The organism is Streptomyces sp. NPDC001480 (assembly GCF_042894725.1).
Lineage (GTDB): Bacteria > Actinomycetota > Actinomycetes > Streptomycetales > Streptomycetaceae > Streptomyces.
Window position 1 is genome coordinate 170,126 of record NZ_JBIAVX010000010.1, and the last position, 15,882, is coordinate 186,007.

Here is a 15,882-nt window from a genome sequence, read left to right on the forward strand (position 1 = left end):
CCCGCCCTTAAACCGATCTTGGCCGACAAATCAGATATAGGGGACGTATCGGAAGGCCGGTCAGCCGACGCGGTGGCCGTTCTCCAGCTCCGCCGTCCCCGCACCCTCCGCCAGCACGTCCAGGGCGGCGAGGACGCGGCGGCCCGAGGAGCCGGGCAGATGGGCGGCGAGCTCCTCACGGGGGACGAGGCGCCAGGACAGGAGCTCCTCCTCCTGGAGGCGGATCGCCTTGAAGTCGTCCTCGGCGAGCACCCCGCCGTCGTAGAGGTACGCCACCAGCGGCGGCCGTCCCGTCCCGTGCACCCAGTCCACCGCCAGCAGCCGGCCGAGCTCCACGTCGAGCCCGATCTCCTCCAGCGTCTCGCGGCGCGCCCCCTGGCGCGGTGTCTCCCCGTCGTCCGACTCGACGGTGCCGCCCGGCAGGGCCCAGCCCTCGCGGTAGTTCGGCTCGACGAGCAGCACCCGCCCCTCGGAGTCCCGGAAGAGGGCGGCGGCACCGGCGAGGACACGCGGCAGGCCGGCGATGTACGTGGCGAAGTCTTGAACGGTGGTCATTCAGGCAGGGTAACCAGTTGCCGCCTACCGGCCGTCCGCCGTGGCCAGGCGCAGGGTGCGTTCCGCCAGCGCACTGATTCGCACGCCGTCGAAGCCGAACACCGCGCTGCGGACGGTGTCCTCCAGCGGGTCCTTCCACTGCGCCGGGATGGCCGCCGCCCCGTTCAGGACCCCGGCCACCGAGCCGGCCGTGGCACCGTTGGAGTCGGTGTCCAGGCCGCCGCGGACAGTGAGGGCGATGGTACGGGTGAAGTCGCCGTCGCCGTACAGCAGGCCGGCGGTGAGGACGGCCGCGTTCGGGACGGTGTGGATCCAGCCGAGCCCGGCCGTCTCCTCCGACACCGTGGCGAGAGTGTCCTGCCACGTCATCCGGGCCCCGTGCAGGGCGGCGACCCGCCGAACGGTACGGGCCAGGCGGCTGCTCGCCGGGATCACGGTGAGCGCCGTGTCGAGGGCGTGGCGCACGGTCGGGGCGGTGAACGCGGCCGAGACCAGCGCCGCCGCGAACATCGCCCCGTACACGCCGTTGCCGGTGTGGGACAGCACCGCGTCCCGGCGGGCCAGATCGGCGGCACGGCGCGGGGAGCCCGGGCACGTCCAGCCGTAGATGTCGGCGCGGATCAGGGCGCCGATCCACTCCTGGTACGGGTTGTCGTACGTGGCCGTCAGCGGTGGCTTGAGCCCGTTTGCGAGGTTGCGGTACGCGGCCCGCTCCGCCGTGAACGTCTGGAGGTACGGCAGCCGCAGCAGCCACAGGTCGCCGACCTGCTCGGTGCTGAAGTCGAAACCGTGGGTCTCCAGCAGGTGCAGGCCGAGGATTGCGTAGTCGACGTCGTCGTCGCGGCAGCTGCCGTGGACACGGCCGCGCACGCACTGGCGCCACTCGGGGCGCAGCTCGAGGCCGTCGGTGTCGTCGGCCGGTTCCGGGAGGTAGTCGGTGAGCGGCAGGGCGGCGGCCAGCCGCAGGTAGCGGTCGATGCGGTCGCGCGTCCACACCTCGCCCTGCTCGACCGGCTTGCCGAGCATGTTCCCGGCGATCCGCCCCAGCCAGCCGCCCAGGACGCGGTCGGCGAGTTCCGGCTCGGTGCGTACAGCTGTCATGGCTGAGGTGTACCCGGTTTACCGGGCGCGCACAGCCGGGTGCCAGGAGGTTCCCAGGGTTCCGGCGGGGCATGACGGCGGGTGGCTTCCCCGGTTAGGGTCACAACGGCGCGACTGGCCCTGACGTGCGACGGGCCCGGAGAGCAAGGGGAATACAAGGTGGCGGACGCTTCTGTGGACGGGACCCGACGGGTGCTCGTCGCCGCGGACAAGTTCAAGGGCTCGCTGACGGCCGTGCAGGTCGCCGAGCGGGTGACGGCCGGTCTGCGCCGGGTCGTGCCGGACGTCGAGGTGGAGGCGCTGCCCGTCGCCGACGGGGGTGACGGGACCGTGGACGCGGCGGTGGCCGCCGGCTTCGAACGGCGCGAGGTGCGGGTCGCGGGGCCGCTGGGGCAGGACGTGACCGCCGCGTTCGCGCTGCGCGGCGGCACCGCGGTGGTGGAGATGGCCGAGGCGAGCGGGTTGCAGCGGCTGCCGGCCGGGGTCTTCGCGCCGCTCACGGCCTCCACGTACGGGTCCGGGGAGCTGCTGCGGGCCGCGCTGGACGCGGGGGCGCGGGCCATCGTGTTCGGCGTCGGCGGCAGCGCGACGACCGACGGCGGGGCCGGGATGCTGACGGCGCTGGGGGCGCGGTTCCTGGACGACGAGGGGGAGCCGGTGCCGCCGGGCGGGGGCGGGCTGGCCTCTCTCGTGCGCGCGGACCTGTCGGGTCTGGACCCGCGGCTGTCCTCGGTCGAGTTCGTGCTGGCCAGCGACGTGGACAATCCGCTGACCGGGCCGAAGGGCGCGCCCGCGGTGTACGGGCCGCAGAAGGGGGCCTCGCCGGACGACATGGAGGCGCTGGACGCGGCGCTGGCGCACTACGCGAAGGTGCTGGAGGCGGCGGTCGGGCCGCAGGCGGCGGAGTACGCGGCGTCCGCGGGGGCGGGGGCCGCCGGGGGCATCGGATACGGTGCGCTGCTCCTCGGCGCCTCCTTCCGCCCCGGCATCGAGGTGATGCTCGACGTGCTCGGCTTCGCGCCGGCGCTGGCGAGGGCGGAGCTGGTGATCACCGGTGAGGGGTCCCTGGACGAGCAGACCCTGCACGGGAAGGCGCCCGCGGGGGTGGCCGCCGCGGCGCGGGCCGCGGGCAAGGAGGTCGTCGCGGTGTGCGGCCGGCTGGCCCTGCCGCCGGAGGCGCTGGGGCGGGCGGGGATCCGGCGCGCCTACCCGCTGACCGCGGTCGAGCCGGACATCGCCGCGTGCATCGCGGACGCGGGCCCGATCCTCGAACGCGTGGCCGAGGCCATCGCCCACGACTTCCTGACCTGACCCAGCCGTTTCCTCGCCCCCGCCGCCCCTGCCCTTTCCCATCTCCAGGGGCTCCACCCCTTCAGCCTCACCGGGGGCTGCGCCCCCCGACCCCCGACGGGGACTGCGTCCCCTGCACCCCTCTGGGGCTGCGCCCCGGTCTCGGCGGGGACTGCGTCCCGTGCATCCGTCCCGGACGCCGGCGGGGATCGTGTCCCCTGCGTCCCCGGCCCCCGGCGGGGGTTGCGCCCCCTCCACTGCTCTGGGGCTCCGCCCCGGCCCCCGCGGGGCTGGTGTCCCCTGCCTCCTCCGTCACCCGGTGAGGGCTGCATCCGCCGTATCCCTTGGGGCTGTGCCCGGCCCAGGGCGGGGACTGCGTCGCATGGCGCCCCTTCCGGGCTTTGCCCTTCCGGTGTGCCGGCGTGTCGGCGCGTTGGGCGGACCCGTGAAAGACGGAAGGCCCCGGACCGGGGAGGTCCAGGGCCAGCGTCGAATTGAGCGTTACGGCAGTTGGGCCGCTCGTGCCTCCCGGCGGTTGTCGCGGAAGTTGTTCACCCGGCGGGCCGTGGCGAACAGCGGGATCACCGCGCCCATGACGAGTTGCAGGGCGCAGCCCGTCTGGAGGAGGAGCTGGCCGCTGGGGGCGTCGAAGGCCCAGGCGGCCAGGAGGCCCATGGAGAGGACGATCCAGGAGAGCATCGCGGCCGCGAGGCGGCCCCGCGGCTTCGGGTACTCCACGCGGCTCACCATCAGCCACGCCGTGCCGAGGATGGCGAGGAGCGTCGCCACGAAGGGGAGCTCCAGCAGGACGATGGAGACCACCGTCAGCGCCCCGAACGGGGACGGCATGCCCTGGAACATGCCGTTGGCCGGTGTCACGCACGAGAAGCGCGCCAGGCGGAGGACCACGGCCAGGAGCACCACGATTGCCCCGAGCGCCGCCACTCTCTGGTGCGCGTCGTCCGCGACCATGCCGTAGACCAGCACGAAGTACGCCGGCGCCAGGCCGAAGCTGATCAGGTCGGAGAGGTTGTCCAGCTCCGCGCCCATCGGCGACGAGCGCAGCTTGCGCGCCACCAGGCCGTCGAACAGGTCGAAGACCGCCGCGCAGAGCATCAGGATGACCGCGGTGGCCGCGCTGTGGCGGGCCATGCCCGTTTCCTGGTCACCCGTGAGGTGCGGGATCAGGATGCCGGTGGTGGTGAAGTACACCGCCATGAACCCGCACGTGGCGTTGCCGAGGGTGAGGGTGTCCGCTATCGAGAGGCGGAGAGAGAGGGGCATCTCCTCCTCTTCGTCCCCCTCGTCCGCCTCGGGCACCCAGCCCGCCTGTGTCTCCGGATCAATCACGGTCAATGCGAGTCACCCCAGCCACGGTCTTCTGGCCGACCTCGACCGCGACCTCCACGCCCTCGGGCAGGTAGAGGTCGACACGCGAGCCGAAGCGGATCAGACCGATACGGTCGCCCTGCTCGACCTTCGTCCCCTGCGGGACGTAAGGCACGATGCGGCGGGCCACCGCGCCGGCGATCTGGATCATCTCGATGTCGCCGAGTTCGGTGTCGAAATGCCAGACTACGCGCTCGTTGTTCTCGCTCTCCTTGTTGAAGGCGGGAACGAAGCCACCGGGGATGTGTTCGACCGACGTCACCGTGCCCGAAAGGGGCGCGCGGTTGACGTGGACGTTGAGCGGGCTCATGAAGATCGCGACGCGGGTACGCCCGTCCTTCCACGGCATGATGCTCTGCACCACACCGTCGGCGGGAGAGATGACCCGGCCCGGGGCGATCTCGCGCTCGGGGTCGCGGAAGAACCACAGCATGCCCGCCGCGAGCGCGGTGGCGGGCACGGCGACGGCCTTGGCGACGCCGGAGCGGCGTGCGCGGGCCAGGCTGAGGGCTGCGGTGGCGACGGTCGGGAGAAGCCACGGCGATGCTCCGCGCGCAAGGCGTACGCCGGCTCGGCTGTCGCGAGGTGCAGAGGTTTGGCTGTGGGGCATGGATGACCTTCGTAGCGGATGATGCCGCGCTGGAACGGGGGACGGCGGCTTTCCCGGGATCGTACCGGTCGTGGGCCGCAACTGGGCAAGCCAGGAAGCCGAGTCGGCGGCCGAAGCACGTTGACGGGGTGTGATCTTCTTCTCGAAGAAAACACCCCGCATCCGGACAATCAGCCTTGGAACCGATACTCTTCGAGCAATCTGCGACCGATGATCATTTTCTGGATCTCGGCGGTGCCTTCACCGATGAGCAGCATCGGGGCCTCCCGGTAGAGGCGCTCGATCTCGTACTCCTTGGAGAAGCCGTAGCCGCCGTGGATCCGGAAGGCGTCCTCCACGACCTCCTTGCAGTACTCGGAGGCGAGGTACTTCGCCATCCCCGCCTCGAGGTCGTTTCGCTCGCCGGAGTCCTTTTTGCGTGCGGCGTTGACCATCATGGCATGCGCGGCCTCGACCTTGGTAGCCATCTCCGCGAGCTTGAACTGGATCGCCTGGTGCTGGGCGATCGGCTTGCCGAAGGTGTGTCGCTGCTGGGCGTACTGGACGCCCAGTTCGAACGCACGCTGTGCGACGCCGCAGCCACGCGCCGCCACATTCACGCGGCCGACCTCCACGCCGTCCATCATTTGGTAAAAACCTCGGCCGGTGACGCCGCCGAGCACCCGATCGGCCGGAATTCGCAGTCCGTCCATGATCAGTTCGGTGGTGTCCACCCCCTTGTAGCCCATTTTGTCGATCTTGCCCGGGATGGTGAGGCCGGGCCGGACCTCGCCGAACCCGGGCTCCTTCTCCACCAGGAAGGTCGTCATCGACTTGTGGGGCGCCGTGCCCTCGGGGTGTCCTTCGTCACTCCGGACCAGGACGGCCACCAGGGACGAGGTGCCGCCGTTCGTCAGCCACATCTTCTGGCCGTTCAGGACGTACTCGTCGCCGTCCTTGACCGCCTTCGACGTGATCGCCGACACATCGGAGCCGAGACCCGGCTCGGACATCGAGAACGCGCCCCGGATGTCGCCGGCCGCCATCCGCGGCAGGAAGTGGTCCTTCTGCTCCTGCGTGCCGTGCTGCTTGAGCATGTAGGCCACGATGAAGTGCGTGTTGATGATGCCGGAGACCGACATCCAGCCGCGGGCGATCTCCTCGACGCACAGGGCGTAGGTGAGGAGCGACTCGCCCAGGCCCCCGTACTCCTCGGGGATCATCAGACCGAAGAGGCCGAGTTCCTTCAGGCCGTCCACGATCGCTTGCGGGTACTCGTCGCGGTGCTCCAGCTCGGTCGCGACCGGAATGATCTCCTTGTCGACAAAGTCCCGAACGGTGGAGAGGATCTCCTGCTGGACGTCGGTCAGACCGGCGGTCTGGGCGAGACGGGCCATGGCTTACTTCTCCTGCTGCTTGAGCTCGGGGCGGCCGGGCTGCTCGCCGCCGCGCTCCTTGATGTACGTCTCGGTCGGCACCATCACCTTGCGGCGGAAGACGCACACGAGGGTGCCGTCCTGCTTGTAGCCCTTGGTCTCGACGTGGACGATGCCGCGGTCGTTCTTCGACTTCGACGGCCACTTGTCGAGGACGGTCGTCTCGCCGTAGATCGTGTCGCCGTGGAAGGTCGGCGCCACGTGCTTGAGCGACTCGATCTCCAGGTTGGCGATCGCCTTGCCGGAGACGTCCGGGACGGACATGCCCAGCAGGAGGGAGTAGATGTAGTTGCCCACGACGACGTTCTTGCCGAAGTCCGTCGTCTTCTCCGCATAGTTCGTGTCCATGTGGAGGGGGTGGTGGTTCATGGTGAGGAGACAGAACAGGTGGTCGTCGTACTCGGTGACCGTCTTGCCCGGCCAGTGCTTGTACGTCGCCCCGACCTCGAACTCCTCGTAGGTGCGCCCGAACTGCATCGTCCTCACGCCTCCGGGATCTCGAACTTGCTGGTGCGCTGCATGCCGGCGGCCCGGCCCTTGCCGGAGATGACCAGGGCCATCTTGCGGCTGGCCTCGTCGATCATCTCGTCGCCGAGCATCGCGGAGCCCTTCTTGCCGCCCGCCTCGGACGTGTAGTAGTCGTACGCGTCCAGGATCAGCTCGGCGTGGTCGTAGTCCTCCTGGGAGGGCGAGAAGATCTCGTTGGACGCCTCGACCTGGCCCGGGTGCAGCACCCACTTGCCGTCGAAGCCGAGCGCCGCGGCGCGCTGGGCGACCTCGCGGTAGCCGTCGATGTTGCGGATCTGGAGGTAGGGGCCGTCGATCGCCTGGAGGTTGTTGGCGCGGGCGGCCATCAGGATCTTCATCAGGATGTAGTGGTAGGCGTCCGCCGGGTAGCCGGGCGGCTGCTCGCCCACGACCAGCGACTTCATGTTGATCGACGCCATGAAGTCGGCCGGGCCGAAGATGATCGTCTCGACCCGCGGGGAGGCCTGAGCGATCTCGTTGACGTTGTTCAGGCCCTGCGCGTTCTCGATCTGCGCCTCGATGCCGATCTTCCCGACCTCGAAGCCCATCGTCTTCTCGATCTGCGTCAGCAGCAGGTCGAGGGCGACGACCTGCTGGGCCGTCTGCACCTTCGGCAGCATGATGCAGTCGAGGTTCTGGCCGGCGCCCTCGACGACCGTGACGACGTCGCGGTACGTCCACTCGGTCGTCCAGTCGTTGACGCGCACGACCCGCGTCTTGCCCGTCCAGTCGCCCTCGTTGAGGAACTTGACGATCGTGTGCCGGGCCTCGGGCTTGGCGAGCGGGGCGCACGCGTCCTCCAGGTCCAGGAAGACCTGGTCGGCGGGGAGGCCCTGCGCCTTCTCCAGGAAGCGGGGGTTGCTCCCGGGGACCGCGAGACAGGAGCGTCGCGGACGCAGACGGTTGACGGGCGTGGTCATGCGGGGACCTCCAGGGGGTCGAGCTTGTTCGCTTTCCGGATCTCGTCGACTATGCGGCCGATGATTCCGGTGATGTCGAAGTCCTTCGGAGTGAAGACCGCGGCCACTCCGGCGGCCCTGAGCTGCTCGGCATCACCGCCTGGGATGATGCCACCGGCGATCACCGGTATATCTGTGGCACCGGCCACACGCAGCCGTTCGAGCACGTCCGGGACCAGCTGGGCGTGCGAACCGGACAGGATCGACAGCCCGACCGCGTGCACGTCCTCGGCGAGGGCCGCGTCCACGATCTGCTCGGGCGTGAGCCGGATGCCCTGGTAGACCACCTCGAAGCCGGCGTCACGGGCCCGTACGGCGATCTGCTCGGCACCGTTGGAGTGCCCGTCCAGACCGGGCTTGCCGACCAGGAAGCGCAGCTTGCCCACGCCCAGCTCACGGGCGGTGGCGTCGACCTTGGCGCGGACCTCGGCGAGCGCGGAGCCCGGCTCGGCGGCGACCGCCACCGGCGCGGACGACACCCCGGTGGGTGCCCGGAACTCGCCGAACACCTCGCGCAGGGCCCCGGCCCACTCACCGGTCGTGACGCCGGCGCGGGCGCACTCCAGGGTGGCCTCCATGAGGTTCTCGGTGCCCTTGGCGGCCTCCTTCAGCCGTTCCAGCGCCTTGCACGGGCGCGGGTGGTTGAAGGGCGGTTGATAGCGCGTGTCGCGCCAGTGCTGGAGCGAGGCGATGACGCGGGCCTCGACCGCCGGGTCGACCGTCATGATCGCGGTGTCCAGGTCGGCCGTCAGCGGGTTCGGCTCGGTGCCCTCGAAGGCGTTGACACCGATGATCTTCTCCTCGCCGGACTCGATCCGGGCCCGGCGCTCGGCGTGCGAGGCGACCAGCTGCGACTTGAGGTAGCCGGACTCCACGGCGGCCATCGCGCCGCCCATCTCCTGGATCCGTTCGATCTCCGCGAGGGACTCCTCGACGAGCTCGCCCACCTTCGCCTCGATCACCGTCGAGCCCTCGAAGATGTCCTCGTACTCCAGCAGGTCGCTCTCGTGCGCCAGCACCTGCTGGATGCGCAGGCTCCACTGCTGGTCCCAGGGCCGGGGCAGGCCCAGGGCCTCGTTCCAGGCTGGTAGCTGCACGGCACGCGCGCGTGCGTCCTTGGAGAGGGTCACGGCCAGCATCTCGAGCACGATCCGCTGGACGTTGTTCTCGGGCTGCGCCTCGGTCAGACCGAGGGAGTTGACCTGGACGCCGTAGCGGAAGCGACGGTGCTTGGGGTCCTCGATGCCGTACCGCTCACGGGTGATCCGGTCCCAGATCCGGCCGAAGGCGCGCATCTTGCACATCTCCTCGATGAAGCGGACGCCCGCGTTCACGAAGAAGGAGATACGGCCCACGACATCGCCCATGCGCTCCTGCGGCACCTGCCCGGAGTCGCGCACGGCATCGAGGACGGCGATCGCGGTGGACATCGCGTACGCGATCTCCTGGACCGGTGTGGCGCCCGCCTCCTGCAGGTGGTAGCTGCAGATGTTGATCGGATTCCACTTCGGTATGTGGGAGACCGTGTACGCGATCATGTCGGTCGTCAGCCGGAGCGACGGCCCCGGCGGGAACACATGGGTGCCCCGGGACAGGTACTCCTTGACGATGTCGTTCTGGGTCGTGCCCTGGAGCCTGGTGATGTCCGCGCCCTGCTCCTCGGCGACGACCTGGTAGAGCGCCAGGAGCCACATGGCCGTGGCGTTGATCGTCATCGAGGTGTTCATCTGCTCCAGGGGGATGTCCTGGAACAGCCGGCGCATGTCACCGAGGTGCGCGACCGGCACACCGACCCGGCCGACCTCGCCGCGGGCGAGGATGTGGTCGGAGTCGTAGCCGGTCTGCGTCGGCAGGTCGAACGCGACCGACAGGCCGGTCTGGCCCTTGGCGAGGTTGCGCCGGTACAGCTCGTTCGACGCCTCGGCGGTGGAGTGACCGGCGTACGTGCGCATGAGCCACGGCCGGTCCTTCTGACGCTCAGTCATCTATGGCCTCCGTGGTCCTCAGATGTTCCGGAAGCGGTTGATGGCGTCGATGTGCTGGGCGCGCTTGGCCTCGTCGCGCACGCCCAGGCCCTCCTCGGGGGACATGCACAGGACGCCGACCTTGCCCTGGTGGAGGTTGCGGTGCACGTCGTAGGCGGCCTGGCCGGTCTCCGCCAGGGAGTACACCTTCGACAGCGTCGGGTGGATCTTGCCCTTGGCGATGAGGCGGTTGGCCTCCCAGGCCTCGCGGTAGTTGGCGAAGTGGGAGCCGATGATCCGCTTCAGGGACATCCACAGGTAGCGGTTGTCGTACTCGTGCATGTAGCCCGAGGTCGAGGCGCAGGTGGTGATGGTGCCGCCCTTGCGGGTGACGAACACGGAGGCGCCGAAGGTCTCGCGGCCGGGGTGCTCGAAGACGATGTCGATGTCCTCGCCGCCGGTGAGCTCGCGGATGCGCTTGCCGAAGCGCTTCCACTCCTTCGGGTCCTGGGTGTTCTCGTCCTTCCAGAACTTGTAGCCCTCGGCGTTGCGGTCGATGATCGCCTCGGCGCCCATCGAGCGGCAGATCTCCGCCTTCTGCGGGCTGGAGACGACACAGATCGGGTTGGCGCCGCCGGCCAGCGCGAACTGCGTGGCGTAGGAGCCGAGGCCGCCGCTCGCACCCCAGATGAGCACGTTGTCGCCCTGCTTCATGCCGGCGCCGTTGCGGGAGACCAGCTGGCGGTAGGCGGTGGAGTTGACCAGGCCCGGGGCGGCGGCCTCCTCCCAGCTGAGGTGGTCGGGCTTCGGCATCAGCTGGTTCGACTTGACCAGCGCGATCTCGGCGAGACCACCGAAGTTGGTCTCGAAGCCCCAGATGCGCTGCTCGGGGTCGAGCATGGTGTCGTTGTGGCCGTCGCTCGACTCCAGCTCCACGCTCAGACAGTGCGCGACGACCTCGTCACCGGGCTTCCAGGCATTGACGCCGGGGCCGGTGCGCAGGACGACGCCCGCGAGGTCGGAGCCGATGATGTGGTACGGCAGGTCGTGCCGCTTGGCCAGCTCGTTGGTGCGGCCGTAGCGCTCCAGGAAGCCGAACGTCGACAGCGGCTCGAAGATCGACGTCCACACGGAGTTGTAGTTGACCGAGGAGGCCATGACGGCCACCAGGGCCTCGCCCGGGCCGAGCTCGGGCAGCGGCACCTCGTCGAGGTGGATCGACTTGCGCGGGTCCTTGTCGCGGGTCGCGAGGCCCGCGAACATCTCCGTCTCGTCCTTGTGCACGGTGATCGCGCGGTACGACTCGGGGAGCGGCAGAGCGGCGAAGTCGGCGGACGTGGCGTCCTTCGACTGGATCGCGTCCAGGATGTCCTTCACGGTCACGGTGTTGCCTCCGGCGGTGAGCGCCCTGAGGGAGGGGCGCTGAGGGTTCGTCGGTGCTGCGATGAGTGCTGCTGAGGGTGGGGTGAAAAGGTGCCGTCGGTTCGGCGGTGGTGCTTCGGCAGCGCTTTGTGGCGCGGGAGGTTGCCTGTGACGCAGGCGTCCGGGCGCGCAGGCCGTCCGGCTTGCGGGGACAGCCGACGCGCGAAAGGTCGCTGCGCGCCGGCCGCCCGGACTCCTTCAACGTATGACACCCCGTGTCATGCCGCAAGGCACTGAGTGCCAGAACTTCCTCTCACCTGAAATCTTTACGTAACAAGTGAGCGATGATCGATCGAACGGGCTCTGAAATCCGCGCGAAAAGGTGCTCTGACATGCCAAAACGGCCACCCGGTGGGGTGGCCGTCATCACAGCGGCAAAGGGGCCCGAGGGCGCGCTCAGCGGTCCTTGAGGGCCTCCTCGATGGTCCGCATGACCTCGTCCAGCGGGGCGTCGGTGCGCGCGACCGTCACCAGCACCTCGCCGTGCGAGGCGACCGCCGCCGGGGCCGGTCTGGGGGCGGTGTCGCGCCCGGCGCCGATGCCGGTGCCGAAGGTCTTCCGCACGATCGCGAAGGCGTGGTCGAGCTGGGCCTCGACATCGCCCTGCCCGCCGGCCCTGAGCCAGCGGCGCAGGACGTGGTTGTGGGCGGTGACCACGGCGGACGCGGCGACCTCCGCCAGCAGCGGGTCGTCGTTGGCGTCGTCGTCGTGCGCGTGTTCGTCGAAGTGGCCGAGGAGATAGCGGGTGAACAGACGCTCGTAGCGGGCCACCGACGCGATCTCCGCCTCACGCAGGGTGGGCACCTCGCGCGTCAGCTTGTAGCGGGCGACCGAGATCTCGGGCCGGCCCGCGTACATCTTCATGACTTCCTTGATGCCGCGGCACACGGTGTCGAGCGGGTGCTCGTGCGCGGGGGCGGCGTTGAGCACCGCCTCGGCGCGGATCAGCGTGTCGTCGTGGTCGGGGAAGATCGCCTCTTCCTTGGAGCGGAAGTGGCGGAAGAAGGTGCGGCGCGCGACCCCGGCCGCGGCCGCGATCTCGTCGACGGTGGTCGCCTCGTACCCCTTGGTCGCGAACAACTCCATCGCGGCTGCCGCCAGTTCTCGGCGCATCTTGAGCCGCTGGGCGGCGGCACGGCCGCCTGCGGCACTCTCCGGCGCGTCGGGCGTAGCTGGTGTACGGGAGGACTTGGCGGGCTGGGACATGACCCGAACGTACTGCATGCGCGCAGCTCGATGCGCAGGTCCGGGGTTTCCCCCGCCCTTGGGGGGCGGGGGACTGCCGGGTCGGGTGGGCGGGAGAGACGCAGCGGTGTCGAGCAGTCCGCCCCAGTCGCCGGGACGGTCAGCGGCGGGCATATTCGCGGAAGCCGCGGCCGGTCTTGCGGCCGAGGCAGCCCGCGGCCACCAGGTGCTCCAGGAGCGGCGCCGGGGCCAGCCCCGGGTCGCGGAACTCGCGGTGCAGCACCTTCTCGATCGCCAGGGAGACGTCGAGCCCGACCACGTCCAGCAGCTCGAAGGGGCCCATCGGGTAGCCGCCGCCCAGCTTCATCGCCGCGTCGATGTCGTCCAGGGACGCGTAGTGCTCCTGCACCATCTTGACCGCGTTGTTCAGGTACGGGAACAGCAGCGCGTTCACGATGAAGCCGGCGCGGTCACCGCAGTCCACCGCGTGCTTCCTGATCCTGGCGCAGACCTCGCGGACCGTGGCGTGGACGTCCTCGGCCGTCAGCACCGTACGGACGACCTCGACCAGCTTCATCGCCGGCGCCGGGTTGAAGAAGTGCATGCCGATCACGTCCTGCGGACGCGAGGTGGCGCGGGCGCAGGCGACGACCGGCAGCGAGGAGGTCGTGGTCGCCAGGACCGCGCCCTGCTTGCAGACCTTGTCCAGTGTCGCGAACAGCTGCCGCTTGACCTCCAGGTCCTCGGCGACCGCCTCGACGGCCAGGTCCACGTCCGCGAAGGCCTCGTAGGAGCCCGCCGGGGTGATCCGGTCCAGGGTCTCGGCGGCGGCCTCGGCGGTCAGCCGGCCCTTGTCGACGGAGCGGGCCAGGGACTTGCCGATGCGGGCCTTCGCGGTCTGCGCCTTCTCCTCGCTGCGGGCGGCCAGCACGACGTCGTACCCGGCCTTGGCGAAGACCTCGGCGATACCGGAGGCCATGGTGCCGGAGCCCGCCACACCGACGGAGCGGACCGGGCGGCCGGAGGTCCCGGAACCGGTGGAACCCGGCGTCAGCGCGTCCGGCACGACCGTCGCGCTGCCCGGCGCCTCGTACGTGTAGAAGCCGCGCCCCGACTTGCGGCCGGTCAGGCCCGCCTCGCTGAGCTGCTTCAGGATCGGGGCGGGGGCGTGCAGCCGGTCGCGGGACTCGGCGTACATGGCGTCCAGGACGGTCCGCGCGGTGTCGATGCCGATCAGGTCCAGCAGGGCGAGGGGGCCCATCGGCAGGCCGCAGCCGAGCCGCATCGCGGCGTCGATGTCCTCGCGGGAGGCGTACTTCGCCTCGTACATCGCGGCGGCCTGGTTGAGGTAGCCGAACAGCAGGCCGTCCGCGACGAAGCCGGGGCGGTCACCGACCGCGACGGGCTCCTTGCCCAGGTCGAGGGCGAGATTCGTGACCGCGGTGACGGCCGCCGGCGCGGTCAGCACGGAGGAGACGACCTCGACCAGCTTCATCGCCGGGGCAGGGTTGAAGAAGTGCAGGCCCAGCACCCGCTCGGGACGGGCGGAGTCGGCGGCCAGACGGGTCACCGACAGGGCGTTGGTGCCGGTCGCCAGGATCGTCTCCGGCCGCACGACGCCGTCGAGTTCACGGAATATCTGGTGCTTGACCTCGTACGACTCCGGAGCCACCTCGATGACCAGGTCGGCATCGGCGGCGGCCGTGAGCTCGGTCGTGGTGCGCACCCGGCCGAGGAGGTCCGCGCGCTCCTGCTCGGTGAGCTTGCCGCGCTGCACGGCGCGGGCGGTGGAGGACTCCAGCGCGGCGACGGACCTCGCGGCCTGGGCTTCGCTGATGTCGATGCCGATCACCTCGCGGCCGGCCTTGGCGAGGACCTCGGCGATGCCGGTGCCCATGGTGCCGAGGCCGACGACGGCAATGGTCTTGAGCTGGGACAGAGGGGTGTCGGACAGGGGAGTGGCCATCGCGGACTCCAGGAATGAGGGTGGTGACGACGACAACGCGCCGGGTGCGCCGAGAGGCGCACACCGGGGCGTGCAGAGCTGCGTGAATGCGGGTGTTCGCCGGGCTGCCAAGCGCACACGCCCGGTGCCGTCGCGGCGGGCGCGAGCGCCCGCGGAACGGCGGATCCCGACCGGCTCTGTCCCGAAGCCGAGTCGTACTGCGGCACACGATGTGCCGAACCGACCAGCGCTCACGACGGCCGCGTCACCAAACCGTCGCGAGCGGAAGTGCGAGTGGGTAACTCGCTCGTCTGAGCTTAACTCGCCGGTAACGAGCACGCCAGCCCCCTGAGTTTGTGATGTAGGTCCCTCTCGCCGCACAACACCCCTACGCTGGGCTTCGTGGACGAAGAGTTGCGATCGCTCACGGAGCGTCTACGGCAGGAGTCCGGGGGATCGGCGGCGTACGAGCGCCTGACCGCGACCGGCGACCTCGACGAACTCGCGGACGTGCTCACCGCGCCCGGACAGCCGCTGTGGGCCAGGGAACTGGCCGCCTTCAGGCTGGGGCTGGCGGGCGACCGGCGCGCCTTCGAGTCCCTGGTGCTGCTGCTCAACCACCGCGACCCGCCGCGCTGCGCCTGTGCCGCCCACGCCCTGGCCCGCCTGGGCGACCCGCGCACCGCCCGCGCCGCCGCGGCGCTGGCCACCAACGAACTGCGCGTCGCCTACGCCCTGCACCCGGTACGCCTCCTGGTGCAGCTGCGCGCCCCCGAGTCCGTGCCCGCGCTGATCACCACCCTGGAGCGGCGGCTGCGCCCGCACGACCCCTACCGCCGGGTGGCCCTCGCCTGCGTGGAGGGGCTCGGCGAACTGGGGGACGACCGTGCCAGGCGGGTACTGAACGAGTCCCTGGCCCACCCGGCGCTCGCCGAGGCGGCGGTGCACGCGCTGGCACGGATCCCGAAGCAGCGCTGAGCCCGCGTCAGCCGGCCGGCTCGCGCACGTACCGCACCTCGGGCACCGCCACCCCGTCCGCGTCGAAGGACTCCTCGGCGCCGTCCGCGCGAAACCCCGCCCGCTCGTAGAAGCGGCGGGCGGGTGTGTTCTCCTTCAGGACCCAGAGGAACACCCGCGGGTACCCGGCGGCCGCGCAGCGCCGCCGCGACTCGCGCAGGAGGGCCCGGCCGATGCCGGTTCCGGCATGTCGATCGTCTACATAAATCGCATACAGTTCACCGTCTCCGGTGCGCGCGTCCCCGTCCCGGTACGGGCCCAGCGCCGCCCACCCGGCGACCTCACCGCCCCGCTCGGCGACCAGGTTCACCACGCTTCCGTCCCCCTGCGCGAACCGGGCCCGGCGCCGCGCCGCGTCCTCGGCCACGCTGAGCGCGTCGAGGTACGACCGCGGCACGAGCCCCCGGTAGGCGGTCTGCCAGCCGCGGACGCGTATCTCGGAGACACGGTCGCAGTCGGCGAGGGTCATCGGACGTATGCGGGGCGGTGTGTGATCCATGGC

Annotated in this window: 14 protein-coding genes; 2 read left to right on the forward strand and 12 right to left on the reverse strand. The window is 70.5% G+C overall.

Annotation, left to right across the window (positions count from 1 at the left end):
• Window positions 1-60: 60 nt before the first annotated feature.
• Both ACFY01_RS25725 and ACFY01_RS25730 read right to left on the reverse strand, forming a co-directional pair.
• Window positions 61-555: an NUDIX domain-containing protein gene (locus ACFY01_RS25725; RefSeq protein WP_390738083.1), complete on the reverse strand. Its 495-nt coding sequence runs from the start codon at window positions 553-555 to the stop codon at window positions 61-63.
• Between the two features lie 24 nt (window positions 556-579).
• A complete protein-coding gene (locus ACFY01_RS25730; protein WP_390738084.1) occupies window positions 580-1,656 on the reverse strand; it encodes an ADP-ribosylglycohydrolase family protein in 1,077 nt (358 codons plus the stop codon).
• 174 nt (window positions 1,657-1,830) lie between these two features.
• On the opposite strand from ACFY01_RS25730, the gene ACFY01_RS25735 reads away from it, so the two are divergent.
• Entirely contained in the window at window positions 1,831-2,967 is a 1,137-nt protein-coding gene (locus tag ACFY01_RS25735; RefSeq protein ID WP_390738085.1) for a glycerate kinase, read from the forward strand.
• Window positions 2,968-3,447: 480 nt separating this feature from the next.
• On the opposite strand, the gene pssA is transcribed toward ACFY01_RS25735, so the two are convergent.
• The 9 genes from pssA to ACFY01_RS25780 form a co-directional block, all read right to left on the reverse strand.
• Entirely contained in the window at window positions 3,448-4,302 is an 855-nt protein-coding gene (gene pssA, locus ACFY01_RS25740) for a CDP-diacylglycerol--serine O-phosphatidyltransferase (protein ID WP_390738086.1), read from the reverse strand.
• Window positions 4,289-4,945 (reverse strand): phosphatidylserine decarboxylase, encoded by a 657-nt coding sequence (locus ACFY01_RS25745; RefSeq protein ID WP_390738252.1) that lies wholly within the window; start codon window positions 4,943-4,945, stop codon window positions 4,289-4,291. Before ACFY01_RS25745 ends, pssA begins: the two co-directional genes overlap by 14 nt.
• Before the next feature lie 170 nt (window positions 4,946-5,115).
• Complete coding sequence (locus ACFY01_RS25750) at window positions 5,116-6,321, reverse strand: acyl-CoA dehydrogenase family protein (RefSeq protein WP_094056016.1); 1,206 nt, start codon at window positions 6,319-6,321, stop codon at window positions 5,116-5,118.
• Between the two features lie 3 nt (window positions 6,322-6,324).
• The gene (locus ACFY01_RS25755) at window positions 6,325-6,837 is read right to left on the reverse strand and encodes a MaoC family dehydratase (RefSeq protein ID WP_311693438.1); all 513 of its coding nucleotides are present in this window, start codon (window positions 6,835-6,837) and stop codon (window positions 6,325-6,327) included.
• A 5-nt stretch (window positions 6,838-6,842) separates the two neighbouring features.
• Window positions 6,843-7,808 carry an HpcH/HpaI aldolase/citrate lyase family protein gene (locus tag ACFY01_RS25760; RefSeq protein ID WP_390738087.1) on the reverse strand — a complete coding sequence of 322 codons (966 nt, stop codon included), beginning with the start codon at window positions 7,806-7,808 and terminating at the stop codon, window positions 6,843-6,845.
• Window positions 7,805-9,832 (reverse strand): protein meaA, encoded by a 2,028-nt coding sequence (locus tag ACFY01_RS25765; protein ID WP_390738088.1) that lies wholly within the window; start codon window positions 9,830-9,832, stop codon window positions 7,805-7,807. Before ACFY01_RS25765 ends, ACFY01_RS25760 begins: the two co-directional genes overlap by 4 nt.
• Before the next feature lie 18 nt (window positions 9,833-9,850).
• Window positions 9,851-11,194 carry a crotonyl-CoA carboxylase/reductase gene (gene ccrA / locus ACFY01_RS25770; protein ID WP_390738089.1) on the reverse strand — a complete coding sequence of 448 codons (1,344 nt, stop codon included), beginning with the start codon at window positions 11,192-11,194 and terminating at the stop codon, window positions 9,851-9,853.
• Between the two features lie 435 nt (window positions 11,195-11,629).
• Window positions 11,630-12,457, reverse strand: a complete 828-nt coding sequence (locus tag ACFY01_RS25775; RefSeq protein WP_390738090.1) for a TetR family transcriptional regulator — start codon at window positions 12,455-12,457, stop codon at window positions 11,630-11,632.
• A gap of 121 nt (window positions 12,458-12,578) precedes the next feature.
• Complete coding sequence (locus ACFY01_RS25780) at window positions 12,579-14,384, reverse strand: 3-hydroxyacyl-CoA dehydrogenase family protein (protein ID WP_390738091.1); 1,806 nt, start codon at window positions 14,382-14,384, stop codon at window positions 12,579-12,581.
• A 381-nt stretch (window positions 14,385-14,765) separates the two neighbouring features.
• Between ACFY01_RS25780 and ACFY01_RS25785 the strand changes: the two genes are divergently transcribed.
• Entirely contained in the window at window positions 14,766-15,341 is a 576-nt protein-coding gene (locus ACFY01_RS25785) for an adenylosuccinate lyase (RefSeq protein WP_390738092.1), read from the forward strand.
• A 7-nt stretch (window positions 15,342-15,348) separates the two neighbouring features.
• On the opposite strand, the gene ACFY01_RS25790 is transcribed toward ACFY01_RS25785, so the two are convergent.
• On the reverse strand, window positions 15,349-15,879 hold the full coding sequence (locus ACFY01_RS25790; RefSeq protein WP_390738093.1) for a GNAT family N-acetyltransferase: 531 nt from the start codon (window positions 15,877-15,879) through the stop codon (window positions 15,349-15,351).
• Between the last annotated feature and the right edge of the window lie 3 nt (window positions 15,880-15,882).